The organism is Pseudomonas sp. BF-R-01, from assembly GCF_019946615.1.
Lineage (GTDB): Bacteria > Pseudomonadota > Gammaproteobacteria > Pseudomonadales > Pseudomonadaceae > Aquipseudomonas > Aquipseudomonas migulae.
Genome location: NZ_JAGYFX010000062.1, coordinates 1 through 24,361 on the forward strand (window position 1 = coordinate 1; position 24,361 = coordinate 24,361).

24 protein-coding genes are annotated in these 24,361 nt (G+C 61.0%); 15 read left to right on the forward strand and 9 right to left on the reverse strand.

Annotated features, from left to right (window positions below; translation table 11 throughout):
- Nucleotides 1-187: 187 nt before the first annotated feature.
- Nucleotides 188-403 carry a molybdopterin-binding protein gene (locus KGB27_RS20895; RefSeq protein WP_008032823.1) on the forward strand — a complete coding sequence of 72 codons (216 nt, stop codon included), beginning with the start codon at nucleotides 188-190 and terminating at the stop codon, nucleotides 401-403.
- Nucleotides 404-411: 8 nt separating this feature from the next.
- On the opposite strand, the gene KGB27_RS20900 is transcribed toward KGB27_RS20895, so the two are convergent.
- Nucleotides 412-1,281: a LysR substrate-binding domain-containing protein gene (locus tag KGB27_RS20900; RefSeq protein ID WP_008032824.1), complete on the reverse strand. Its 870-nt coding sequence runs from the start codon at nucleotides 1,279-1,281 to the stop codon at nucleotides 412-414.
- A gap of 253 nt (nucleotides 1,282-1,534) precedes the next feature.
- Here KGB27_RS20900 and KGB27_RS20905 point away from each other — a divergent pair, with 253 nt between their 5' ends.
- The 11 genes from KGB27_RS20905 to KGB27_RS20955 all read left to right on the forward strand — a co-directional run bounded on the left by KGB27_RS20905 (nucleotide 1,535) and on the right by KGB27_RS20955 (nucleotide 13,579).
- Nucleotides 1,535-2,377, forward strand: coding sequence for a transporter substrate-binding domain-containing protein (locus KGB27_RS20905; protein WP_008041181.1), 843 nt, complete (start codon nucleotides 1,535-1,537; stop codon nucleotides 2,375-2,377).
- Nucleotides 2,378-2,438: 61 nt separating this feature from the next.
- Nucleotides 2,439-3,290, forward strand: a complete 852-nt coding sequence (locus KGB27_RS20910) for a transporter substrate-binding domain-containing protein (protein WP_223436772.1) — start codon at nucleotides 2,439-2,441, stop codon at nucleotides 3,288-3,290.
- Nucleotides 3,287-4,705, forward strand: a complete 1,419-nt coding sequence (locus tag KGB27_RS20915) for an FAD-binding oxidoreductase (protein ID WP_223556181.1) — start codon at nucleotides 3,287-3,289, stop codon at nucleotides 4,703-4,705. The genes KGB27_RS20910 and KGB27_RS20915 overlap by 4 nt, the downstream gene beginning before the upstream one ends.
- The gene (locus KGB27_RS20920) at nucleotides 4,702-5,913 is read left to right on the forward strand and encodes an aminotransferase class I/II-fold pyridoxal phosphate-dependent enzyme (protein ID WP_223556182.1); all 1,212 of its coding nucleotides are present in this window, start codon (nucleotides 4,702-4,704) and stop codon (nucleotides 5,911-5,913) included. The genes KGB27_RS20915 and KGB27_RS20920 overlap by 4 nt, the downstream gene beginning before the upstream one ends.
- Nucleotides 5,910-6,644, forward strand: coding sequence for an amino acid ABC transporter permease (locus KGB27_RS20925; RefSeq protein WP_008032829.1), 735 nt, complete (start codon nucleotides 5,910-5,912; stop codon nucleotides 6,642-6,644). Before KGB27_RS20920 ends, KGB27_RS20925 begins: the two co-directional genes overlap by 4 nt.
- On the forward strand, nucleotides 6,634-7,422 hold the full coding sequence (locus tag KGB27_RS20930; RefSeq protein ID WP_223556183.1) for an amino acid ABC transporter permease: 789 nt from the start codon (nucleotides 6,634-6,636) through the stop codon (nucleotides 7,420-7,422). Before KGB27_RS20925 ends, KGB27_RS20930 begins: the two co-directional genes overlap by 11 nt.
- A complete protein-coding gene (locus KGB27_RS20935) occupies nucleotides 7,409-8,245 on the forward strand; it encodes an amino acid ABC transporter ATP-binding protein (RefSeq protein WP_008041176.1) in 837 nt (278 codons plus the stop codon). Before KGB27_RS20930 ends, KGB27_RS20935 begins: the two co-directional genes overlap by 14 nt.
- Before the next feature lie 17 nt (nucleotides 8,246-8,262).
- Nucleotides 8,263-8,859 carry a cysteine dioxygenase gene (locus KGB27_RS20940; RefSeq protein ID WP_223556185.1) on the forward strand — a complete coding sequence of 199 codons (597 nt, stop codon included), beginning with the start codon at nucleotides 8,263-8,265 and terminating at the stop codon, nucleotides 8,857-8,859.
- A complete protein-coding gene (locus KGB27_RS20945) occupies nucleotides 8,856-9,512 on the forward strand; it encodes a glutathione binding-like protein (protein ID WP_223556188.1) in 657 nt (218 codons plus the stop codon). Before KGB27_RS20940 ends, KGB27_RS20945 begins: the two co-directional genes overlap by 4 nt.
- 23 nt (nucleotides 9,513-9,535) lie before the next feature.
- The gene (gene metC / locus KGB27_RS20950) at nucleotides 9,536-12,286 is read left to right on the forward strand and encodes a cystathionine beta-lyase (RefSeq protein ID WP_223556190.1); all 2,751 of its coding nucleotides are present in this window, start codon (nucleotides 9,536-9,538) and stop codon (nucleotides 12,284-12,286) included.
- Between the two features lie 66 nt (nucleotides 12,287-12,352).
- The gene (locus tag KGB27_RS20955) at nucleotides 12,353-13,579 is read left to right on the forward strand and encodes an RtcB family protein (RefSeq protein WP_207286374.1); all 1,227 of its coding nucleotides are present in this window, start codon (nucleotides 12,353-12,355) and stop codon (nucleotides 13,577-13,579) included.
- Nucleotides 13,580-13,588: 9 nt separating this feature from the next.
- Here the strand turns inward: KGB27_RS20955 and KGB27_RS20960 are convergent, their stop codons facing one another.
- The 5 genes from KGB27_RS20960 to KGB27_RS20980 form a co-directional block, all read right to left on the reverse strand.
- Nucleotides 13,589-14,017, reverse strand: coding sequence for a hypothetical protein (locus tag KGB27_RS20960; protein ID WP_008041172.1), 429 nt, complete (start codon nucleotides 14,015-14,017; stop codon nucleotides 13,589-13,591).
- A 118-nt stretch (nucleotides 14,018-14,135) separates the two neighbouring features.
- Nucleotides 14,136-14,549: a VOC family protein gene (locus KGB27_RS20965; RefSeq protein ID WP_223556191.1), complete on the reverse strand. Its 414-nt coding sequence runs from the start codon at nucleotides 14,547-14,549 to the stop codon at nucleotides 14,136-14,138.
- 188 nt (nucleotides 14,550-14,737) lie between these two features.
- Nucleotides 14,738-15,409 (reverse strand): hypothetical protein, encoded by a 672-nt coding sequence (locus tag KGB27_RS20970; protein WP_223556193.1) that lies wholly within the window; start codon nucleotides 15,407-15,409, stop codon nucleotides 14,738-14,740.
- Nucleotides 15,410-15,447: 38 nt separating this feature from the next.
- Nucleotides 15,448-16,050: a TetR/AcrR family transcriptional regulator gene (locus KGB27_RS20975; protein WP_008032848.1), complete on the reverse strand. Its 603-nt coding sequence runs from the start codon at nucleotides 16,048-16,050 to the stop codon at nucleotides 15,448-15,450.
- Nucleotides 16,037-16,888, reverse strand: coding sequence for a 3-hydroxybutyryl-CoA dehydrogenase (locus KGB27_RS20980; RefSeq protein WP_008032849.1), 852 nt, complete (start codon nucleotides 16,886-16,888; stop codon nucleotides 16,037-16,039). The genes KGB27_RS20975 and KGB27_RS20980 overlap by 14 nt, the downstream gene beginning before the upstream one ends.
- A gap of 166 nt (nucleotides 16,889-17,054) precedes the next feature.
- Between KGB27_RS20980 and KGB27_RS20985 the strand changes: the two genes are divergently transcribed.
- The 3 genes from KGB27_RS20985 (at nucleotide 17,055) to KGB27_RS20995 (ending at nucleotide 20,827) form a co-directional block, all read left to right on the forward strand.
- Nucleotides 17,055-18,083 (forward strand): AraC family transcriptional regulator, encoded by a 1,029-nt coding sequence (locus tag KGB27_RS20985; RefSeq protein WP_192226537.1) that lies wholly within the window; start codon nucleotides 17,055-17,057, stop codon nucleotides 18,081-18,083.
- Between the two features lie 171 nt (nucleotides 18,084-18,254).
- A complete protein-coding gene (locus KGB27_RS20990; protein WP_223556195.1) occupies nucleotides 18,255-18,845 on the forward strand; it encodes a DUF6338 family protein in 591 nt (196 codons plus the stop codon).
- Between the two features lie 167 nt (nucleotides 18,846-19,012).
- Nucleotides 19,013-20,827, forward strand: a complete 1,815-nt coding sequence (locus KGB27_RS20995; RefSeq protein ID WP_008041165.1) for an ABC transporter ATP-binding protein — start codon at nucleotides 19,013-19,015, stop codon at nucleotides 20,825-20,827.
- Between the two features lie 3 nt (nucleotides 20,828-20,830).
- On the opposite strand, the gene KGB27_RS21000 is transcribed toward KGB27_RS20995, so the two are convergent.
- The 3 genes from KGB27_RS21000 to KGB27_RS21010 all read right to left on the reverse strand — a co-directional run bounded on the left by KGB27_RS21000 (nucleotide 20,831) and on the right by KGB27_RS21010 (nucleotide 24,260).
- Nucleotides 20,831-21,787, reverse strand: a complete 957-nt coding sequence (locus KGB27_RS21000) for an alpha/beta hydrolase (protein WP_223556197.1) — start codon at nucleotides 21,785-21,787, stop codon at nucleotides 20,831-20,833.
- A gap of 205 nt (nucleotides 21,788-21,992) precedes the next feature.
- Nucleotides 21,993-22,991 carry an NAD(P)H-quinone oxidoreductase gene (locus tag KGB27_RS21005; RefSeq protein WP_008041163.1) on the reverse strand — a complete coding sequence of 333 codons (999 nt, stop codon included), beginning with the start codon at nucleotides 22,989-22,991 and terminating at the stop codon, nucleotides 21,993-21,995.
- A gap of 57 nt (nucleotides 22,992-23,048) precedes the next feature.
- A complete protein-coding gene (locus tag KGB27_RS21010) occupies nucleotides 23,049-24,260 on the reverse strand; it encodes a YbfB/YjiJ family MFS transporter (RefSeq protein ID WP_223556199.1) in 1,212 nt (403 codons plus the stop codon).
- Between the last annotated feature and the right edge of the window lie 101 nt (nucleotides 24,261-24,361).

Sequence of the window (24,361 nt, forward strand, 5' to 3'; positions counted from 1 at the left end):
AAGACGCCATCGCCAGCAAGCCGGCTCCTACAGATTTGGCCTGGCATGCAAATACGGGCGAGGTCTTATATTTCTAAAAGATATAAATAGATAATTATATATTCCTTTTAATGTCGTTCCGGGAAGTGCACTTTGGCCGCCTGCACATCCGTTCGGATGCGTTCGACATCACACAGGAAGCCGCATCATGACCATCAAAGCGATCAACGTTCGCAACCAGTTCAAGGGCGTCATCAAGGAAATCGTCGAAGGCGAAGTGGTCTCGGAAATCGATGTGCAAACCGCATCCGGGATCGTCACTTCGGTGATCACCACCCGCTCGGTGCGCGACCTCGAATTGAGGGTGGGCAGCGAAGTCATCGCCTTCGTCAAATCCACCGAGGTATCGATTGCCAAGCTCTGAATCGACGTTCAAGAAAACGACAGGCCCTGGCTCGCGCGGATCAGGTCATAGGCCTTGCGCGCGATCAGGTTGGCGGTGTTAGGCCGGATCCACAGGTAGTAAGTGACGTCCGGCAGTCGCGGCAATCCATCATTTTCACCCAGCACACGCATGTCCGGGCCGAGCATTTCCATGCTTCGGGGGGTGACCCCCAGCCCCGCGCGCGTCGCCGCTTTAATGCCGATCAGGTTCGACGCCAGGTACGCCTGCCGCCAGGGAATGTTCGCGCGTTCCAGCGCTTCCAGCGCATAGCGTCGATAGATGCTTGGCTCATCCACGAGAATCAGCGGCAAGGGTTCGCCGGGGTTGTGCAGGTATTGCGCCGAGCAAATCCACCACACCGGCGAGGTGCGCAAGGCAAAGCCTTCGAGGTTCGGGTCTTCGCGAGTGGAAATCACCATGTCGACCTTGCCCCGGTGCAGGTCTTCCATCAGGAACGGGCTGCGACCGACGTCGATTTCCAGGCGCAAGCGCGGTGCCGAGCGAGCGATGTGGCTGAGGATCGGCGGCAGGATCGTGTCGGCGATGTCATGGGGCGACCCGATGCGCAACACACCGCTCAAGCTGCTTTCACGCAGGGAACTCAAGGCCTCGTCGTTAAGCGAGAGCATCTGTCTGGCGTGGCGCAGCAACTGCAGCCCGGCTTCCGTCAGTTGTTTTTGCCGCCCGCGTTTCTCGAACAGATTCACCCCAACCTGTTGCTCCAGGCGTTGCATGTGTTGGGTGACTGACGATTGCGTGCGGTCCAGTTGCGCGCCGGCCTCGGCAAAACTGTGGTGATCCACCACCGCAATGAAAGTGCGCAGCAATTCGAGATCAAGCGTGGGCAGGGTCGACATGGGCGTTTCCAGGGCTGTTTTTACATCACGAGTTTAAACATAAGCATTAAGAATCGTTATGTGTTTTTTCTGAGTTATTCAGTGTGAATGGGGTTTTAAGCAACAAATTCAGGGGTTGTGGCCATTCTGCCTTTCAGCGCTAAACGCCAAGTTATAACGATATTAGATATTTGAATTTCCGTTACGCCAACGCTGTACCTAGGATCCCCCACATCAGGTCGGGGGACGCCGATCATCCATGAGGGGGAAAACCATGTTGTTCGAGCGCACACCTGTAAAACGAATATTGCCTGTGATGTTGGGCGCCCTGGTCTCACTGGCCGCCAGCACGGCTGCCCAGGCTGACGCGACGCTGGACAAGATCGAGCAGCGTCATGCGCTGGCGGTCGGCGTGCTGTTGTCGGGCGGCCCGTTTGGCGGGATTGATCCGGCCACCCAGAAGCCGCGCGGCTTGAACGTCGAGCTCGCTCAGGAACTGGGTCGCCAGTTGGGCGCTGAAGTGGAGCTGGTGCCTGTCTTGCCGGCCAACCGCGTGCAATTTCTGCAGCAGGGCAAAGTCGATTTGCTGATCGCCAACATGGAATGGACGGCAGAACGCGGCGAGATTCTCGGTTTTGTGCCGACGCCGTTTTACCGGGTCGGGGGCACCGCTGCGGTGCTCAAGGACAGCAAGATCAGCCGTTGGGAAGACCTCAAGGGGCAGCCGGTCTGCACTTCGCAAGGCAGCAGCTACGTCAAGCCGCTCACCGAGTTGGGCGTCGAGATCAAAGCCTTCAAGAGTTCGTCGGAATCCTTGCTGGCGTTGCGTGGCAACAACTGCGTCGCCGCCGTGCACGACGCCACGCTGGTCAATCCATTGATCGCCGACAGTGCCGAATGGAAAGACTACCGGGCGATCTCCCCGGAACTGAACCCGGCGCCTTCGGTGATCTGGACCCGTCGCGGTGAAAGCGACACCCAGGCCAGGCTCGACCCGATCGTCAAGGAACTGCACCGCAGCGGCTGGCTGATCGAGGCGCAGACCCGCAACCACATCACGCCCGCGTCACCGGCGCTGGTCGAGTTGCAAAAGAAGTTTCAGGCCAACGGTGCCTGATTCACCTCATCGTCTTCACTACGCCGGCGCATTGCGCGACGGCTGTTCAAGGTAGTCGCGCATGAATCGCTATTTTTCCGTAAAAACCCTGTCCTCGCTGTGCCTGGCCGGCGCTGTCGTGTTGGGCGCGAGCCTGGCTCAAGCCGATGCCACGCTGGACAAGATCGAGCAGCGCCACGCTATCAGTGTCGGGGTGATTCTCAGCGGGCCGCCGTTCGGCACCATCGACCCGAAGACTGGCGAACATCTGGGCTACAACGTCGAACTGGCCAAAGGCGTTGCCAAGGCCTTGGGTGTTGAAGCCAACACTGTCTCGGTCCTGGCGCCGAACCGCGTGCAGTTTTTGCAGCAGGGCAAGGTCGACATCCTGATCGCCAACATGCAGTTCACCGACGAGCGCGCCGAGATCCTCGATTACGTGCCCACGCCTTATGAAGAGGTGGGCGGCGCGGCGTTGATTCGCAAAGGCTCGGGCATTACCCAATGGGCCGACCTCAAGGGCAAGCCGGTGTGCGTGTCCCAGGGCAGCAACTTCATCAAGCCGTTGCAGGAAACCTACGGCGCCGAGATCAAGGCATTCCGCAGCCAGTCCGAGTCGTTGTTGTCGCTGCGCGGCAATGGCTGCGTGGCGGCGGTGCATGTCAGCCCGACCATGCATGCGTTGTTGAGCGATGCCGAGTGGGCCGGTTATGAAATCCCGCTGCCGGGTGATTTGATCCCCTCCAACTCGGTGATCTGGTTGCGCAAAGGCGAGCACGATACCCAGGCGAAACTCGATGCCATCGTGCGCGACTGGCACCGCAGTGGCTGGCTGATCGAACTGGGTGAGCGCACCGGCATGGCGCCGTCTCAGGCCCTGCGCGACTTGCACGAAAAATATCGCAACGCCGCGCCGCTGGCGGTGCTTCCGTGAGTCTGTTCGCAGACTTGCAGCAACTGCTCGGCGCCAGCCATGTGCAGAGCAGCGAAGAGGCCGCGCCGTACCTGACCGATAAACAGGGCCGTTACGTCGGCCAGGTCATTGCCGCCGTGCACCCGGCCAATACCGAAGAGGTCGCGGCAGTGGTCCGCGCCTGCGTGGCCGCCGATACACCCGTGGTGGTGCAGGGCGGCAACACTGGCCTGATGGGCGGCGCCACCCCGGACGCCAGCGGCCATGCGGTGTTGCTGTTGCTGGATCGCCTGAACCGGGTGCGCGTCGTGGACACCGACAACGACACGCTGACCGTCGAAGCCGGCTGCATTCTGCAAAACGTGCAGGACGTCGCCCGTGAGGCCGGTCGCTTGTTTCCTCTGAGCCTGGGCGCCGAAGGCAGTTGCACGATTGGCGGCAATCTCGGCACCAACGCCGGCGGCACCGCCGTGTTGCGCTACGGCAATACCCGCGAACTGACGCTGGGGCTGGAAGTGGTGACCGCCGAGGGTGAAATCTGGAATGGCCTGCGCGGTCTGCGCAAGGACAACACCGGTTATGACCTGCGCGACCTGTACATCGGCAGTGAAGGCACCCTCGGCATTATCACCGCCGCCACGCTGAAACTGTTCCCGCTGCCCAAGGCACAAGCCACGGCGTTGCTGGCCTTCGACTCGCTGTCGCAGGCGGTGCAATTCCTGTCCCATGCCCGCGCCGGGTTTGGCGCCAGCCTCACCGCTTTCGAACTGCTCAGTGCCGATTGCCTGGCGCTGCTGCGCGAGCAATTTCCCGAGGGGCCGCAACCTTTTCTCGGTGTCAGCCAACCCTGGTTCGCGTTGCTGGAACTCTCGGATAACCACAGCGAAACTCACGCCCGCGAAGCCTTTGAAGTGGTGCTCGGCGATGCGTTCGAAAAAGACTTGCTGGCCAATGCGCTGATCGCCGAAAGCCTCGCGCAAAGTGAAGCGCTTTGGCTGTTGCGCGAGAATATGAGCGAGGCGCAGAAACGTGCCGGCCGCAACATGAAGCACGACATCTCGGTGCCGATTTCCCAGGTCGTGGCGTTCGTCAGCCACACCGATGCGCTGTTGCAGGCGCACTTTCCCGGTGTCCGGCATTTCACCTTCGGCCATCTGGGCGACGGCAACCTGCATTACAACGTTGCTCATCCGCTGGATTCGACGGTGGATGCCCACATGGCGAACTACGCGGCGCTCAGCCTGCTGGTTCACGACAGCGCCCATGCCCACGGCGGCTCGATCAGCGCCGAACACGGCATCGGCCAACGCAAGCTGGGCCTGCTGGATCGCTACAAAAGCCCGGTGGAGCTGGATCTGATGCGGCGCATCAAGCAAGCGCTGGACCCGAAAAACCTGCTCAATCCGGGCAAGGTCGTGGAGGTTGCCCAGCCATGACGCTAAGACTTTCCAGGCGTGTACAGCGTGTGTCCTTGTCGGCCAACGCCGCCGCCAAATCCCGCGCTACCGAGTTGCGCGAAGCCGGTCGCGACATTCTCGACCTGACCACTGGCGAGCCGGATTTCGACACGCCCGAACACATCAAGCAGGCGGCATATGCCGCCATCGCCGCCGGTGCCACCAAGTACACGCCGACGCCGGGCGTGAAAGCCTTGCGACTTGCCGTGCAGCGCAAGCTCCAGCGCGAAAACGCTCTGGAGTATTCGCTGCCCTCCATCGTGATTGCCAACGGTGCCAAGCAAATCATCTTCAACGCCTTTGCCGCGACCCTCGACGAGGGTGATGAAGTGCTGGTGCCCACGCCGTACTGGCCGTCGTTTCCGGACAGCGTGCGTTTCAACGGTGGCGAGCCGGTGTTTATCGAATGCGGTCTGGAGCAGGGCTGCAAGCTGACAGCCGCGCAACTGGCGCAACACATCGGCGAGCGCACGCGCTGGTTGATCCTCAACGGCCCCGGCAATCCAAGCGGCGCGGTCTACAGCGCAGCCGAGTTGCAGGCGCTCGCCGAGGTGCTGCGCCGTCATCCGCAGGTGTTGATCCTGCTGGATGAACTCTATGAGCACATCCGTTTCGACGGTCAGCCGCCGCAGAGCCTGCTCAATGTCGCGCCGGATCTGCAAGCGCGCTGCCTGCTGGTCGGTGGTGTGTCCAAGACCTACGCGATGACGGGTTGGCGCATCGGTTTCGGTGCCGGACCACAACTGCTGGCGGGCGCCATGGCGGTCGTGCAGTCGCAATCGACTTCCGGGGCTTCCTCGGTGGGGCAAGCGGCTGCATTGGCGGCCTTTGACGGAGGGCTGGATTTCCTGCCCGAGCAAGTGGCGGCTTATCAACTGAGAAGGGATGTGTTGGTGAGCACGTTGCGCGACGTAGACGGTCTCGAAGTGCTTGAGCCTCAGGGCGGTTTCTTCGTGTTTGTGCGCTGCGCCGGTTTGCTGGGGCGTTATCGTCCTGACGGCGTGCGCCTGAACAGCGACGCCGACGTCGTCGCCTATTTGCTGGAGGAAGGGGTGGCTGGCGTAGCGGGCAGTGCCTATGGCCTGTCGCCGTGGTTCCGCCTGTCCATCGCCACCGCGACCGACAGCGTGGCTGAAGCCGGACGCCGCATTGCCCGGGCCTGCGCGCAACTGCGGGGTACGGCATGAGTCACTGGCTGGAGCTTTTCGTCCACTGGAGCGCCGGGTTCGGTCTGAACTACAGCTTTCTGCTGGATGCCTACCAGCGCGGCACCCTGGTGCAGGGCGCGCTGACCACGGTGTTGTTGTGCCTGTTCACCATCGTCGGCAGTTTGCTCGCCGGCGTGGGATTGGCGGCGATGCTGACGTCGGGCAAGCCGTGGCTGGCGAAACCGGCGCGGGTGTTCGTCGAAGTCACCCGCAACACGCCGACGCTGGTGCAACTGTATTGCGCCTTCCTGGTGCTGAACATGTTGCTGACCCAGGCCGTCGGCGCGGCGAACCCGCTGACGCCGTTCGCCTGGGTGGTGATCGTGATCTCGCTGCACAAGGGCGCATTCCATGCCGAGGCCTTGCGCGCCGGCATCGAGGCGGTGCCGGGCGTGACGCTGGAAGCGGCCAGTTCCCTGGCGTTCAACGCTCGGCAGTTGTTGTGGAACGTGCAACTGCCGCTGGCCTTGCGCTTCGCCTTGCCATCGCTGATCAACAACCTGATCGACCTGGTGAAAATGACCGCCGTCGCCTCGGCGATTGCCGTGGGCGATATCACCTACGCGTCGATCATGATCTGGACCCAGAGCGATAACGTGCTGGAACTGATGATCCTGATTCTGAGCTTTTTCGGTCTGCTGAGTTTTATCGTCAATTGTGTGGGGCGCTACCTGGAAGCGCGCCTGAGGATGCCCGGCTATGGCCATTGAATCGTCCGTCACCGCGCCGGTGACCTGGCCGCGGCGGCACGTCGGCAAATTGTTGCTGCTGATCTGCGTTGTGCTCGGGTTGCTGTGGTTGGCCCCGCAAAGCCCGGTGCTCAAGGCGCTGCTGCAATGGTCGCCAGCCCTCGCCGTGGGCTTCGGGCAAAACATCCTGATCAGTCTGGTCGCCATCGCGCTGGGGTCGGTGCTGGGGTTGCTGGTGGGCGCACTGGCGTTGTCGCCGCTGCGTCTGCTGCGTTTCCCGGCACGGATCTGGGTGCAGATTTTCCGCAATGCGCCGTGGCTGGTGCTGATCTATTTCACCACCTATGTGTTCCCGTTCGAGATCAAGATCGGCAGTGCCTACATCTCGTTCCCCGACTGGGTCAAGGTGACCATTGGCCTGGCCTTGCCGGCAAGTGCCAACGTCGCGGAAATCTTCCGTGGCGCCATCGCTTCGATCCCGAGCACACAGTGGGAAGCGGCCCGTTCGCTGGCGTTCACGCGTGGGCAGATTTTCCGCTCGATCATCCTGCCGCAGTGCTTCAAACGCATGTTGCCGCCGTGGATGAACCTGTATGCGGTGATCACCATGGGCACGGCGCTGGCTTCGCTGGTGGGTGTGCATGACGTGATCGACACCGCCCAGATCGCCAGCAACACCGTAAACATGACCGGCTTCACCGTGGTGATCTACCTGAGCCTGCTGGTGCTGTTCTTCGCTTATTGCTACCCGATTTCCCGTCTCACCCAACGCCTGGAGCGACGTTATGCCTTCTACTGAAACCGTCGCCGAGCCTCTGGTCAGCCTGCGCGATTTGCACCTGTCGTTCGCCAGCAACCCGGTGCTCAAAGGCATCGACCTCGACGTTCATCGTGGGCAGGCGGTGTCGATTATCGGCCCGTCCGGTTCCGGTAAATCGACCATCCTGCGCTGCATCACCGGGTTGTTGCAGCCCCAGCGCGGCAGCATCCGCGTCGGCACCACCGAGGTGCACACGCTGGCGCAGGAAGCCCAGCGCATCGAGTTGCGCAAGCGCGTGGGGTTTGTCTTTCAGCAGTACAACCTGTTCCCGCATTTGTCGGTGTTGGAAAACCTGGTGATTGCGCCGCGCAAGGTGTTGGGGCGCAGCCGCATCGAGGCCGAAAAAGAAGCGCGTGCCTTGCTGGCGAAAGTGCGCATGGAGCACAAGGCCGATGCCTATCCGGGGCAACTGTCCGGCGGCCAGCAACAACGTGTGGCGATAGCCCGGGCGCTGGCGATGCGCCCGGAATTGATCCTGTTCGATGAAGTGACCTCGGCCCTTGACCCGGAAACCGTCGGCGAAGTGCTGACGGTGATTCGCGAGCTGACCGAAGAGGGCATGACCTGCGTGCTGGTCACCCATGAAATGCGCTTCGCTGAAGAGATCAGCGACATCGTCTACTTCACCGAAAACGGCGTGATCGTCGAGCACGGCAGCGCCGCACAGATTTTCCAGCACCCGAGCAGCGAGCGCACCCAGGAATTCCTGCGCCATGCCTTGGGTGATCCGGGACGCCGTCCCGCCGTTGCCAACGATCCGTATCTGCTGACCAACCTGGGTCGCTACAGCCTGTCCGTCTAATACCGAGGAGCCTGTCCATGAGTACCGAAAACCGTGCCGCCGTCATTGAGGTTTTCCTGAAGAAAATCCGCGTCATTAACCAACGCGGCGTCGACCGCGCCGCGCTGGTGGAGATCGTCTCCCTGCTGGAAGCCTTGGCCGAGCGCCGGGATCTGTTCAATTTCGACGCTTTTCCCGCGCCAGTGCCGGGGCAGGGCAGCACCGCGTTTCGCTATCGTCTGAATGACGACGGCGACACGCCGACGCTGTACCTGAACTCGTTGTTGCCGGGCAAAAGCACGCTCCCGCACAACCATGAAACCTGGGCGATCATCAGCGCCGTCGAAGGCCAGGAGATCAACTACGTCTATGGTCGTGATGACGAAGGCCGCGAGCCAGGTTTCACCACCCTGCACCTGCAAAAGGAAGTGATCGTGCAACCCGGCACGTCGATTTCGTTTCTCGGTGAAGACCTGCACGGCATTCGCGTTGAAGGCGAGAGTGCGACCTTGCATTTCCATCTCTACGGCTTGCCGCTGGAATCCCTCAACGGCCGTTATGGCGTCGAAGCGGACGGGCGCATTCTCAATTACAACGCCTCGCAAATGGCGCCGTCGATCAAGGCCTACGCATGATCGATTTGTACTACTGGCCGACCGGCAACGGCTTGAAGATCGGCATCCTGCTTGAAGAACTCGGACTGGATTACCGAGTGGTGCCGATCAACATCCGCGAGGGCGAGCAGAAGCAGGCGGCGTTCCAGCGGATCAGCGCCAATGGGCGGATCCCGGCGATTGTCGACCATGCACCCGAGGGTTTGAGCGAACCGCTGAACCTGTTCGAATCCGGCGCCATTCTCAATTACCTGGCCGATAAGGCCGGGCGTTTTCTGCCGCCGGCCGGCAGTGTCGAGCGGCAGAAAGTCCAGGAGTGGCTGTTTTGGCAGGTGGGGCATATCACGCCGTACCTGAGTCAGTTGCAGGTGTTCAAGGAGAAGGCGCCGCAGCCGATTCCGTTCGCCCTCGACCTGCTCAATGCCGAAGCGACGCGGTTGTATCGGGTGCTGGAAACGCGCCTGGCTGACGTGCCGTATGTGGCGGGCGAGTACTCCATTGCCGACATGGCGATTTTCCCGTGGATCCAGCCGCAACGTCAGGGCCAGGACCTGGCGGACTTCCCGCACATCCACGCCTGGCGCGAACGCCTCAAGGCACGGCCGGCGATTCAGCGTGCGTATGCGAAGGGCCGCGACGTGGCGGCCAATGAGCGCTCTCTGGCGCTTCAATAATTTCTTTTTCAAGCGGGACTTCCATGAGCCAGACCGTAACCCCAGGGCAATTGCAACAGTGGCTGTTCGACGGGCAGGAAATCGCCCTGTTTGATGTGCGCGAACACGGCCAGTATGGCGAGGCCCATCTGTTTTTCGGGGTGAATCTGCCCTACAGCCGACTGGAACTGGAGGCTCGGCGGCTGGCGCCGAACCTTCAGGTGCGGCTGGTGATCTATGACCAGAATGGCGGTGATGTCGCCACGCGTTCTGCCCAGCGTCTTCAGGCGTTGGGGTATGAGCGCGTGCACGTTCTCGAGGGTGGCGCCGAGGGTTGGCAGGCTGCCGGTTATCAGCTGTTTGCCGGCGTGCATGTGCCCTCCAAGGCGTTCGGCGAATTGGTGGAGGAGGCCAGCCACACGCCGCATGTCACCGCGCAGCAATTGGCCGAATGGCAAAGCCGTGGCGAACCGTTGGTGGTACTGGACGGCCGGCCGTTCGATGAATACCGCAAGATGACCATTCCCGGTTCCGTGTGCTGCCCGAACGGTGAGCTGGGTTATCGCATCCATGATCTGGTGCCGGATGACACCACGCCAATCGTGGTCAATTGCGCCGGCCGGACCCGCAGCATTATCGGCGCGCAAACGCTGATCAACCTGGGCTTGAAGAATCCGGTCTACGCGTTGGAGAACGGTACTCAGGGCTGGTACCTCGAAGATTTTCAGCTGGAACACGGCAGCAGCCGTCGTTATGCCGATGCGGTATCCGTTGCGCCATTGGCGGCGCAACGCCTGGCCGCTGCCGGGCTGGCGGAACGGGCCGGGGTGAAAACGGTTACGGCAGCACAGGTCGAGCAGTGGTCCGAAGAGGCGGGGCGCAGTCTGTTTCTGTGCGACGTGCGCACTGCCGAGGAGTTTGCCGCTGGCAGTCTGCCCGGTTCACAACACACGCCGGGCGGGCAGTTGATTCAATCCACCGATCTGTACGTCGGTGTGCGTCAGGCGCGGTTGGTGCAGATCGACAGCGATGGCGTGCGTGCGCCGATTGTCGCGAGCTGGCTGCGCCAGTTGGGGCATGAGGCGTATGTGCTGGAAGGTGGCGTGAGCAGCGGTCTGGCGTTGCCCAAGACTGAAGTTGCCGCCCATGAGGCGTTGCCATCGATCTCGGTGCAGGCACTGTCCGACGCGTTGAAGGACGACGCCGTCGCGCTGATCGATTTGCGCCCGAGCATGACCTTTCGCAAGGGCCATATTGCCGGCTCTCGCTGGTCGATTCGTTCGCTGCTCGCGACGCACGTAGCCGGTGAGCACCGGCCATTGGTCTTGGTGGCCGATGATCCATTGCTGGCCGCATTCGCGGCGCAGGAATTGCCGGAAACCCAGCGCGCACAACTGCGACTGCTGGAAGGCGGACTCGCTGCCTGGCGTGCGGCCGGATTCACCGTGCAGGAAAGTCCGGACACGCCGGCCAATGAACAGTGCATCGATTTCCTGTTCTTCACCCATGATCGGCACTCCGGCAACAAGGACGCGGCGCGGCAGTACCTGGCCTGGGAAATCGGCTTGCTGGCGCAGATGAGCGAAGACGAGATTGCCAGTCTCAAACCGCTGCAACCTCAAGCCACCGAGGACGCGCGGGTACGCACGCGCCTGGTCCATTCGGCACGCACTGAGCAGGGCAGTGGCGGTCGTTCGGTCAACGTGCCGGTCACCCGTCTGAGCACGGTACTGTTCGACAATCTCGCGCAAATGCGTGACGCCCGTGCCCGCCGTGACACCGAGCGGGTGTTGAGTTACGGCGCGCGCGGCAATCCAACCGCGTTCGCCCTCGAAGACCTGGTCACCGAACTGGAAGGCGGTTATCGCACGCGACTGTTCGGCACCGGGCTGGCGGCGGTCGCGCAGACGTTTCTGGCCTACCTGCGCCCCGGCGATCATGTGCTGATCACCGATGCGGTGTACGCACCGGTGCGGCGTCTGGCCCGGGAATTTCTTGAGCCGTTCGGTATCCAGGTCAGCTACTTCATCCCCGACGGCAGCAACTTGCAGGCGCAACTGCAAGCCAACACCAAAATGGTCTACACCGAAGTCCCGGGCTCCTTGCTGTACGAACTCTGCGACTTGCCGGCCATTGCCGCCCTGTGCAAACCGCGAGGCATTCTGCTGGCCGTCGACAACACCTGGGGCTCGGGTTACCTGTACCGACCGCTGACCCTCGGCGCGGACATCTCGATCATGGCGCTGACCAAATACCTGTGCGGCCACAGCGATGTGGTCATGGGCAGCGTCTGCGTCCGCGAAGATGCCTGGCAACCGCTGGCATCCATGAGCGACACCTTTGGCGTCACCGTCAGCCCGGATGACGCTTATCTGGTATTGCGCGGCGCACGAACCCTGGCACCGAGACTGGAGGTGCATGAGCGCCAGGCGCTGGAAATCGCCCATTGGCTGCAAGCGCAACCGCAGGTGAAACGGGTGTTCCATCCGGCCTTGCCCGACCACCCTGGCCACACCTTGTGGCAACGGGACTTCAAAGGCAGCAACGGCTTGCTGTCCTTTGAGCTGAGCGAGGTGGACGCCGCTTATGTCGAGCGCTTCATCGATGCGTTGCAGTTGTTCGGATTGGGTGCTTCGTGGGGTGGTTTCGAAAGTCTGATCACCGTGGCCGACACCCAGGATCGCCAGAGTGCGGCGGACCGTTCATTGAATCCGGTGCTGCGCTTGCACATCGGGCTGGAGGATGTCGAGGCGTTGATTGAGGATCTGCAACGTGGTTTCGCTGCGATATCATGAAGACTCAGCGCACGGCTGAGTCTTCAGCACAGCGCCGGATCATCGGCCACCGGAAAGAACCGAATCATGCAAGACCGTACCTATCAACTGCTGGAAGTCGCCAACGGCAAACCGATCAAGCTCTGGACCGAAGGCGTTCCGGTAGAAAACGAAGCCAGGCAGCAATTGATCAACACCGCGAAGATGCCGTTCATCTTCAAGCACTTGGCGGTGATGCCCGACGTGCACCTGGGCAAGGGCTCGACCATCGGCAGTGTGATTCCTACCGTGGGCGCGATCATCCCCGCCGCAGTCGGGGTGGATATTGGCTGCGGCATGATCGCCGCGTGCACGTCGCTGACCGCCGCTGATTTACCGGACAACCTACATGGCTTGCGTTGCGCGATAGAGAAAGCGGTGCCCCATGGGCGCACCGTTGGTCGTGGGGTGCGGGACAAAGGTGCCTGGGACAGCGTTCCGAAACAGGCCGATCATGCCTGGTCTGCCTTGAACCCACGGTTCAAGGCGATTACCGATAAGTACCCGAAACTCGCCAGCACCAACAATCGAGGGCACTTGGGCACGTTGGGCAGCGGCAACCACTTCATTGAGGTGTGCCTGGATGAGGCCAATCGGGTCTGGTTCATGCTGCACAGCGGCTCACGCGGGGTTGGCAACGCCATTGGCTGCTTGTTCATTCAACTGGCCCAGGCCGACATGCGCCAGCACATCGCCAATTTGCCGGACCGTGACCTGGCTTACTTCGAAGAAGGCAGCCGGCATTTTGATGATTACGTTGAAGCCGTCGGTTGGGCCCAGGATTTCGCCAGGCAGAACCGTGCGTTGATGATGCAATCGGTGATTCAGGCGGCACGGAAAGTGATCGGCAAGCCGTTCGACGTCGCCCTGGAGGCGGTGAACTGCCACCACAACTACGTGCAGAAAGAGCGGCATTTTGGTCAGGAAATCCTGGTCACCCGCAAAGGCGCGGTGTCGGCGCAGAAGGGGGAGCTGGGGATCATTCCGGGATCGATGGGCGCGAAAAGCTTCATCGTTCGCGGGCTCGGCAACGAGCAATCGTTCTGCTCCTGTAGCCACGGTGCTGGCCGCACCATGAGCCGTACCAAAGCGAAAAGCCTGTTCACCGTCGAAGATCAGATCCGCGCCACCGCCCACGTCGAGTGCCGCAAGGATGCGGCGGTGATCGATGAAATACCGATGGCCTACAAAGACATCGACCGCGTGATGCACGCCCAACGCGAGCTGGTGGAAGTGCTGCATACCTTGCGTCAGGTGGTGTGCGTGAAGGGTTAGGCGCGGCCGCTACCGATACTTGATCACGATCCCTTTGAGTTTGCGTCCCTCAATGGTTCTTACATCGCGAGCCCACAGCGGCCCGTTGACATAAGCGCCCATCGGTTGGATATGGTCGTAGACCACCACCACGGCATCGCCACCGAGCTTGGCTGACTCGTCCCGAAGTTTTCCTTCTACCTGGGTGATCGGGGGGGCGGGATCAACGCTGGCATCGATCAGCACTTCACCCAATCGAATGTGAGGGCGAAGGGGTTCGGTACGCAACACCACGACTTCACTGGCCAGCGTCGGCGCGGGATGCTCGACACCCACATAAGCAGTGGTCTGGGCATCGACCGTGGCGCAACCACTCAAACCCAGCAGGGTTCCGGCGAGCGCTGTCGCCAGCAGCGATATTTTCAAACGGGTGGACCAGGGCGCGTCATGGGCAGGCATGGTGGGTTTCCTCCGACGGTTCTGCTGCGAGGCGGGGTGGCCTGTTGACGGTAGCAGACGGTCCGGGAGTGTCCAGAACGCCCAGCCTTTCAGGTTGGGCGTTTGCTTGCCGGTAAAGTCACTGATCCTTTTCGCAATTGACCATCCACGACACACCAAACCGGTCGACCAGCATCCCGAAACGTGCGGCCCAGAAGGTCGCTTCCAGGGGCATTTGCACGCTGCCGTCTTCCGCCAATGCGTTGAAGACCCGTTCCGCCTCGGCAATGCTGTCGACGTTCAGCGAGACCGAACAACCGGCCATGTCATCTGTGGGGCGATCAGGTGTGGTGTCCGACCCCATGATCGCCTGATCGCCCACCGACAGGCGGGTATGAATGATCAGGTTGTGCAGGTCCGCCGCAAAGTGCTCGCGCGCCGGGCTTTCACCGAAGGTCATCATGACGTCGAGCTGGCCTTGAAGGGCCTGGGTATAGAAAGTGAACGCGGCTTTACAGTCGCCGTTGAAGATGAGGTAGGGATTGATTTTCATTGTTTGCTCCCGTTGCCAACAGACGGAGGTGGGTTTTCCTGTAGGAGCGAGCCTGCTCGCGATGGTCTCCAGAACGCCGCGTTTATCCAGACTGCACGCTCCTACAACGGCATTAGCAAAGCCTTAGAGGTGGGGATTGGCAAAAATCGTTTAGATGTTTTTTCTATTGAAACGGTGCGGGTTATCGCTCAATCCACGACCACCGGGACATCGTCTTCGCCCAGGCAGACCGTCAACTGTTGACCGGCCTTGTTGAAGGCGCAGTTCGGTAACGATTGTTGCTTGAAAATGGCCATGGGCACACCGACAAACAAGATGAGCAGCGTGGTCGCCACGGCCATTCGCCCCGACATTGCCGAGCGTGACGGCGATGTTTTTGAGGCGCGGCTTTTGATCCTCGAGCGGGCATACAGGCCGCTGCATAGGAGCACTGCGCCGATCAGCATGGCCACGCCGATCTCCTGTCGGCTGGTACTCAAAATCATTTGGTCGGCGTTTGCCGGATAGTTGAGTTGCCACCAGGCGCCAATGCCCACGAGCAAAAGTCCGGCGCTGATCCAGCCGTAGATTGATCCGGGCAAACGACACACAACGGCAAGCAGCAGGCCGACGCTGGCAGCGCCCCAGCCCATCAGATAAAGCTGGGTTGCCATGCCTCCCCCCATAAAAGTGCCGCCGACATCGATGGGCGTTATCAGCAACCAGTCAAAGGCGGCGATGTGCAGAATCAGTACGAAGACGGCGATACAGCTCAGGGGGTAGTAGAGCCATGACCAGAGGGGGCGGGGGCGGGATAACACACGAAGTCCTTTTTGTGTTTGAGGGCGCGCCATTATGCGGCGTGGGTTTACGCTTTGCATCGGTGGCTCGCTCGATCCACTGAAACCAGTCTGGTTTCTCAGGCCGCTGCGCGTGGCACCGAGGGCCGCAGCAAGCGCTCAATGGCCCCAGCCACGAGGTTTTCCAGCAGTTCATTACGCTCAGGTTCATCCAGCAGATGATGCGCCAGCCAGCAGGGCGCGCTGTTCAGCAGATTGGCGATGGCATGTCCGGCGGCCTGTTGCGCCTGTTCACTGAGGCGGGGTTTGGTCCCGAGCATCAGCAGCAATGTGCGTTCGTACTGTTCGCGCAACTGCCGAACGCGCGCCTGCTGTTCGTCATTCAGGCAGCCGCTGTCGCGTTCCACCAGACGAAAATGCCAGGGCATTTCCTGATGCAGATTCAAATGCGCGCGGATCAGGCTGTTGAGCCTGTCGCGCTTGGCCGGAGACTTTTGCTCGATGCGCCCCAGGGTTGCCAACAGCTCTTCGTAGAACTCCTCGATCAAGTCGAGCAGCAAGTGCTGTTTGCTGGGGTAATGGTGATACAACGAACCTGGGGAAAGCCCCAGGCACGTCGCGAGCTCACGCATGCCGACCTGACCGAAACCCTTGCTGGCAAACAGCTCCAGCACCTTGTCGCGGTACTCGGCGAAACGTGAGCAACGCTCAGGCATAGGCATGGAAGCCACGCCCCGTCTTGCGTCCCAGATAACCGGCGGCAACCATTTCCTTGAGCAGTGGCGCGGGGCGATATTTGCTGTCGTTGAAGCCGTCGTAGAAGGCTTCAAGAATCGCCAGCACGGTGTCCAGGCCGATCAGGTCGGCCAGTGCCAGCGGGCCGATGGGCTGGTTGCAACCCAGGCGCATCCCGGCGTCGATGTCTTCGGCGCTGGCCAGGCCTTCCTGAAACACCAGGATCGCTTCGTTGATCATCGGCACCAGAATCCGGTTGACCACAAAGCCCGGACGGTTACCGGCGGTGATCGCGGTTTTGCCCAGGGTGGTTGCCATGTCCAGCGCCAGGGCGTGGGTTGCGTCGCTGGTTTGCAGGCCGCGAATCACTTCGATCAGGCCCATCACTGGCACCGGGTTGAAGAAGTGCAGGCCGATGAAGCGCTCAGGCTGGCTGACGCTGGCGGCAAGTTGGGTAATCGACAGCGACGACGTATTGGAGGCGATCACACACTCGGCGCTGACCTGCGCGGCGATTTGTTGCAGCACGCGCAGTTTCAGGTCGAGGTTTTCGGTGGCGGCTTCGATCACCAGTTGCACGTTGTGCAAGCTGCTGTAGTCGGTGCTGGTGCGGATCTTGTCGAGGGCGGCGAGCTTTTGAGCTTCTGTCAGCGTGTCCTTGGCAACTTGCCGATCGAGGTTTTTGCCGACGGTCGCAACAGCCTTTTGCAGGGCGCTCTCGGAGATATCGATCAAGGTCACGTTGAACCCTGCCTGGGCGCAGACTTGTGCAATGCCGTTGCCCATGGTGCCTGCGCCGATCACGCCAATGTTTTGCAGATTCATGTACACGTCCTTCCGGTCAAACCCCGCGATACCTTGGCCGCCACAGCGGCCGAAGGCGTACTATTGGCCGCGAGTCTAGAACCGGCGGGGCGGTTGTCCTATGCCGGAACTGTTCAACGGTGCTGGTGTTTTTTGCCATTCGGGTGATGGGGAGCGAAGCGTTCAGATGCGGGAAAAGGATTCGGTGGCCGCCTACTTTGTGCAGGCGATGATCCATGGGCTGGGGGACAATCCTCAGCGGCGGCGGGCTGCGCTGGAACAGGCAGGTATCGACCCGGTGTTGATCGAACAGCCCGTGTCGCGGGTGCCGGCCAGTGCGTTTGCTGCACTCTGGTTGATCCAGATCCGCGAGCTCGATGACGAGTTCTTCCGGCTCGACTCCCACGGCATGCCGCCGGGCAGCTTCGCCCTGATTTGCCGGGCCTTGATTCAGGAACCAGACCTGCACAAAGCCATGCGCCAGTGCCTGAACAACTTTGCCCTGTTCCTTCGCGATTTTCGCGGCACGCTGACGGTGCGCGGCAAACGTGCAGTCATCAGCCTGGATAGCTGCGCGAAAAACGATGATGTTGCGCGTTTTGGCGAAGAAACTTTTCTGGTGCTGATGATCAGCCTGATGTGCTGGCTGGGTGGTCGGCGTATTCCCATCGACCGCGCGGACTTTCGCCACAAGCGCGTGTCCCTCAGCGATGACCGTTTGCTCTGGGGGCCGAACCTGACCTTCGGCGCCGAGCGCACCGAAATCGAATTCGCCAGCCACTACCTGCGCTTGCCGGTGGTCCAGGACCTGGCTTCGCTGAAAGTGTTTCTGCGTACCGCGCCGCAATGGCTGGTGATTCGCTTCCGCAACCAGCATGGGCTCGCGTCGCAAGTCCACCAGCGTTTGCGCAACAGTCACTACAGCCAATGGCCGACCTTGCAGGCCTTTGCTCTGGAACAACACCTGAGCCCCAGTACCTTTCGCCGCAAGCTGGAGCGGGAAGGGTGTTCGTATCAGGAAATCAAGGACGAGGTGCGGCGCGGGGTTGCGTTTGAGCAATTGCGGCAGAGCAAGGCCAGCATTGGTGACATTGCCGAACAGTTGGGGTTTCAGGAGCCGAGTGCGTTTCACCGGGCGTTCAAGAAGTGGACGGGGGAGAGTCCGGGGCGGTATCGAGCGCGGTTTTTGGAGCATGTGACGTCGGATCTGGATTGAGTTTTTGTCCAGTTTTTCCTTGTTGAATGTAGGAGGATTTTTCGCTTGTAGTCCCGCCTGTAGTCCCGAAATTTCTTGTGACGACCGCACTTCAGCAGTGGATGACACAGGCCGTAGAGGTGCTGTATTTATTTGCTCCGGGTCGAATTTTTCAATGGATTGGAAAGGGCAATGGACAGCTTGATCAAGGACGTGATCCCGCTACTGCAGTATCTGCTTCCGGGGTTTTTAGCGGCGTGGATTTTTTACTCGCTCACGGCGTTCAAGCGCCCGGACACTTTTGGACAGATTGTCCAGGCACTGATTTTTACGTTTGTGATTCAGTCGCTGGTGGTCGGTTTGGAAGGACTGTTGCTACTGGCGGGAGAACGGTTTTTTTCGATCGGCGTGTGGGACAGGAAATCGGAGGCGTTATGGTCGGCAGTGATTGCGCTGGTGATGGGGTTTCTTTCCTGTCATATCGCTCATGGCGACAGGCTTCATGCGTTACTCAGGAAACTGAAAATAACGGCTAAAAAATCGTTCCCTTGCGAGTGGTACAGTGCTTTTTCATCGAGACCGGGTTTCGTGATATTGCATTTGATCGGAGGGAAACGTCTGTTTGGCTGGCCAAGCGAATGGCCATCGGAGCCTGCTAACGGACAATTCGTTCTGGAGTTCCCTCGCTGGATCGATAGCGACGGCAATCTGTTACCTGGTAGGGCAAAGGCCCTGGTTATTGATGTATCAAAAGTGAGTTGTGTCGAATTCGCAAAACAATAGGGTGATCAAATGTCATGTAAAGCGCCGACTGAAATGCCGCCTGAGCTGAGGCGGATGATGGAAGAGTGGGAAAATGGTGGTCCTCTTCCCCCCGGGCTGGTGTTCCCCATCGGGCCTTCACCTTTACGAAAAGAAATGACGAAACCGCGCAAGCGCAACCGATAAACATGCCAGCGGCCCTTTCCCGCGTCACCTCATTGCTCGATCAGGCCAGACGCGCCTTGCTCCTTGTCTGGGCTACTTCTCGCGGGTTGTTTCTGGGCCTGGTGCTGGCGACCCTGATCGCCGGCGTACTCCCGGCATTGGCTGCCTGGCTGGGCCAACGCATCGTCGACGCGGTGGTTTTTGCCATGCAACTGCACGCGCAACAGGGCAGTGCGCCGTTGTGGCCGGTGGTGCGTTACGTGCTGTTTGAAGCCGGTGTGCTCGCGTTGCTGTCCGGGACCCAGCGGGCGCTGTCGGTTCAGCAATCGCTGTTGCGAGTGCAGTTGGGGCAGAAGGTCAACACGATGATTCTGGAAAAGGCCCAGACGTTGTCGCTGGTCCAGTTCGAGAACTCCGAGTTCTACGACAAGCTGGTGCGGGTCCGGCGCGAGGCGTCGACCCGGCCGTTGGCGCTGGTGATGAAGTCGTTGGGGCTGATCCAGAACCTGATCGTGCTGATCAGTTTTGGCGTGTTGCTGGTGCATTTTTCGCCGTGGGCGCTGGTGTTGTTAGTGGTGGGTGCGTTGCCGGTATTTTTTGCCGAAGCACATTTTTCCGGGGATGCCTTCAGGCTGTTTACCCGTCGTGCGCCGGAGAGCCGGCAACAGAACTACATCGAGACGCTGCTCTCCCACGAGGGCTACATCAAAGAGGTCAAACTGTTCGGCTTCGCGCCACTGCTGTTGAAGCGTTATCGCGATACGTTCGCGCGTCTTTACGCTGAGGACCGTCGGCTGACCCTGCGCCGCGATGGCTGGGGTTTTGTCCTGGGGTTGCTGGGCACGGGGGCGTTTTATCTGGCCTACGCGTGGGTGGTGGTCGACACCGTCCACGGCAGCATCACCCTTGGCCAGATGACCATGTACCTGGTGCTGTTCAAGCAGGGGCAGACCGCAGTGAGCAGCAGCTTGAGCGCCATCAGTGGTCTTTACGAAGATGGACTGTATCTGTCCAGCCTCTATGAATACCTGGCTGAACCCGTGGTGGCCGACTCCGGCAGCCTGACCGTAGGCGCGCTGCCCGGCGATGGTCTGCGTTTCGAAAACGTCGGGTTCAGCTATCCGGGCGCGAGCCGCGCGGCGCTGGAGGGCATTGATCTGCACCTCGTGCCGGGGCACAGCGTGGCGCTGGTGGGGGAGAACGGTTCGGGCAAGACCACGCTGATCAAGCTGCTGACCCGCCTGTACCGTCCCGACCAGGGGCGCATCCTGCTGGACGGCAGTGACTTGCAGGCGTGGGACGAAGATGCGCTGCGCCGGCGTATCGGCGTGATTTTCCAGGACTATATTCGCTACCAGTTCTCCGTGGGCGAGAACATCGGTGTCGGCGACACCCTGGCGTTCAACGATGAGCAGCGCTGGCAAGCCGCTGCCGCCGAGGGCATGGCCGCGCCTTTCATTGAGCGTCTGGATCGCGGCTATGCGACGCAATTGGGCCGCTGGTTTGCCGGCGGCCAGGAACTGTCCGGCGGGCAATGGCAGAAGATTGCCTTGTCCCGTGCCTACATGCGCCGTGACGCCGATATCCTGATTCTGGATGAGCCGACCTCAGCCCTCGACCCGGCAGCGGAAGCGGCGGTGTTCGAGCATTTCAGCGAGCACACCGAAGGCCGCATGACGCTGCTGATTTCCCACCGTTTTTCCAGCGTGCGCAATGCCGACCACATCATCGTGCTGGATCAGGGGGCGATCCTTGAACGCGGCGATCACGCCAGTCTGGTGGCCGCCGGAGGGCGTTACGCGCAATTGTTCAACTTGCAGGCGCGAGGTTATCGCTAAACGTCAGGAGTCCTGAGAGCCGCGTGAGATTGCAGGACCGGCCATCTGCGGCGGTTTTGCTTTCATCAGGCCCTCAAGTGCCTGGCGATACTGGGTGCCGCCCAGGCTCATGCTGTTGTTGTGCGTGCCGCCCGGCACTAACAACAGGCGCTTGGGCTCGCTGGCGGCGTTGAACAACTGCTGGCTGAAGCGCGACGGCATGAATGCATCGGCCAGGCCATGCACGACCAGCAGCGGCATGTCGATGTCGACGATCTTGTCGATGGAATCGAATTTCTGCGACAGAAGCCAGCGCACCGGCAGCCATTTCACCGGCAGGTTACTTTCGGCCACTTGGGCCACGGCATCGCCCAGAGACGTGAACGTGGACTCGATCACCAGACCGCGCACCGGGACCGCGACATGGTTCTTTTTCGCCTGTGCGGCCAGGTCTGACGCGAGGTCGATGGCTACCGCGCCGCCGAGGGAATGGCCATAGATCAGGCGCTTGCTGGCGTCCGGTTGCATCGTTGTGAAGCGTTCCCAGGCAGCTCGCGCGTCTTCATACACACTGGCTTCCGACGGCAGATCGCCTTTGCTCTGACCAAACCCGCGGTAGTCGATCGCCAGGACGGAATAGCCCATGGCGCGCAATTGTTCGATGCGAAACGCCTGGCCGGTGAGGTTCCAGCGCACACCGTGCAAATAGAGGATCGAAGGCGCATCACGACGAGCTGCCGGCCACCACCAGGCATGCAGGTTTTGCCCATCCTTGAAACTGGCGGGCTGGATGTCGAATTCTTGAACGTCCTTCGGCAAACCGCGATACCAGCCCGCCGTGCCCGGTTCGATACGAAACAGCAGCTCGCGCTCGGTGTGCTCAAGCACGCCGCAACTCACCGGCAGGCCGACAATCAGCGCGGCCATGCACAGCAAGGGCAGCCAGCGTCGGCGCAGACGTGTGAGCGGGGAGGAGGGCATCGGATGGTCCGTCGGTAAAAAACTGAAGTCCGGTTTTTAACAGAAGCGTGTCGGCGGGGGGAACATTTTCGACAGCCGTTCACCAACCCTCCTTGTAGGAGCAAGCTTGCTCGCGATGACGGGGGCACATTAAGCAATGCTGTCGACTGACACACCGCTATCGCGAGCAAGCTTGCTCCTACAGAGGGGGCGCCACAATTGCAGATCAATCCACCCGCAACACAATCTTGCCAATGTGCTCGCCACCTTCCATCCGCGCATGCGCCTGTGCCGCCTCGGCCAACGGATAAACCTTGTCGATCATCGGCAGGCAACGCCCGGCAGCGAGCACCGGCCACACGTATTCGCGCAACTGCTCGGCAATCGAGGCTTTTTCTTCCACGGTGCGTGGGCGCAGCAACGAGCCCGTCACGATGGCGCGTTTGCTCATGATCGCCAACAGGTCGACGTCCTTGGCGTGGGCGCCGCCGAGAAAGCCCAGCATTACCAGTCGACCTTCCATGCCCAGTGCCGCGATGTTCGAATTCAGGTACGAGCCGCCCATGATGTCGAGGATGACATTGACGCCTTTGCCAGCGGTTTTTTCCTGGATGACCTGGGCGAAATCCTGATCGCGATAGTTGATCGCTTCGGCGCCCAACGTACGGATCGCCGCGCACTTTTCCTCACTGCCCGCCGTGGCGAAGGCCTTGACGCCGAATTCGCGACACAGCATCAAGGCGGTCGTGCCGATGCCGCTGGTGCCGCCATGGATCAATGCGCGCTGACCTTTGGCAGCGCCGCCCATGTCAAACAGGTTGGCCCACACGGTGAAGAAGGTTTCCGGGACCGCCGCCGCGTGCACCCAATCCATGCCTTGAGGAATCGGCAGCGTCTGGCCGGCCGGCGCGACGCAGTATTGTGCGTAACCGCCGCCGTTGGTCAGCGCGCAGACGTTGTCGCCGACGATAAATTCGCTGACACCTTTACCGACCGCCACCACTTCCCCGGCCACTTCCAGGCCCGGAATCGGGCTCATGCCGGGTTTCATCGGGTACTTGCCGGCACGTTGAATCACGTCGGGGCGATTGACCCCGGCAGCGTGCACGCGAATCAGCACTTCACCCGGCCCCGGGGTTGGTACTGACGCCTGGCGTGGCTTTAATACCTCAGGGCCGCCGGGTTCGGTGATTTCGATCAGGGTCATGGTGTGGGGCAGATTCATGTGAGTGTCCTGTCTGGAAATGTTCAGTAAGTGGGACCACATCAAGCCGTCGGTGACTCAGCTCAATACAGGTTGCAGCCGGCCGCGACGATTCAGCAAGCGCATGCCCTGTTCCAGCAGCAGGGCTATGACAATGGCGCCCGCTGCGAGGATGAACAACAGCGCATGATGCCCGCCGCTGGCGTTGAACAACGCCGAGTATGCAAACCCGGCAATCGCCTGGAACGTGGCGAACGACACGGTGGCGCGACTCCAGGCAATCTGCTGTTGATGATGGTTCGGGATCAGTTCGTGAACCCGGGCCAATGCCAGCGGCACGATACCCGGCGGGAACGAGCCGAGGATCACCGCCAGCAAGGCCAGCGCAGTGAAAGTACTTGAAATCGACAGTAAACCGACTGCAACTGCCTGCACCACCAGCACCAGGCGAATGCTCAGCCGTGCGCCCAGTTTGTCAGCCAGAAAACCGTAACTCACCGGCCCGATAATCGCGCCGAGGCCGTACATCACCCAGATAAGAGCGCCAATGTGCGCCCCAGCCCCGAGCCCGCGGGCAACGTAATCCACCAGGAACACCATGGCGGGCACGAGCCCGGCAGCCATGAACGCGTATTGGGCGAACAGCAGGTAAACGTTCGGGTCAGTCGGCATCGTCGAGGGTTCAGCGGACGGTGCTGCGGTGGCCGCATGCGTGGCTGAGGGCCAACCGAACCAACTGGCGGCGGTCAGCACCAAGGCCAGCGCGCCGAGACCGAACCAGGTGTTCTGCAAACCCAGGCTCAACAGCGGCGGCACAATCGTCCCGGAGCCGGCGATACCCAAACCGATGCCCAGGAAAATCGCACCACTGGCCAGCCCTCGGCGGGACGCCGGCACATGTGGCAGCACGGTTGCGGCCACCAACACCATGATCGCGCCGCCAGCGACGCCCGACAGCAAGCGCCAGCCGAAGAACCAGCTCACCGACAACGGAAAGCCACACGCAAAAAACGACAGCGTCACCGCCAGCATCATCAGGCGCAGGGCGCTTTTGTTGGAGGTCCGACGGGCCAGCGGATGGCCGATCAGCGCGCCAATCAGGTAACCCACCAGATTGGCGGCGCCTAGGTACACCACGTCGCTGGCAGAAAACCAGTGCGCCTGGATCAATGAGGGAATCAACGGCGTGTAGGCGAACCGCGCCAGGCCGATACTGACAAGGCTGGCGCAGAGGCCGGCGAAAATCGGCAGCCAGATGGCGCTGCGCGGGGTGGTTGATGTGCTGGGCATGGGAGCCGTCCTCCAGGTTTATCTATGGTGCCCAGCTTATCCAGATTCATTGATGCAATAACGCAGCGATTTTGCGTTATGGTGATGCGTATATGCAGCGG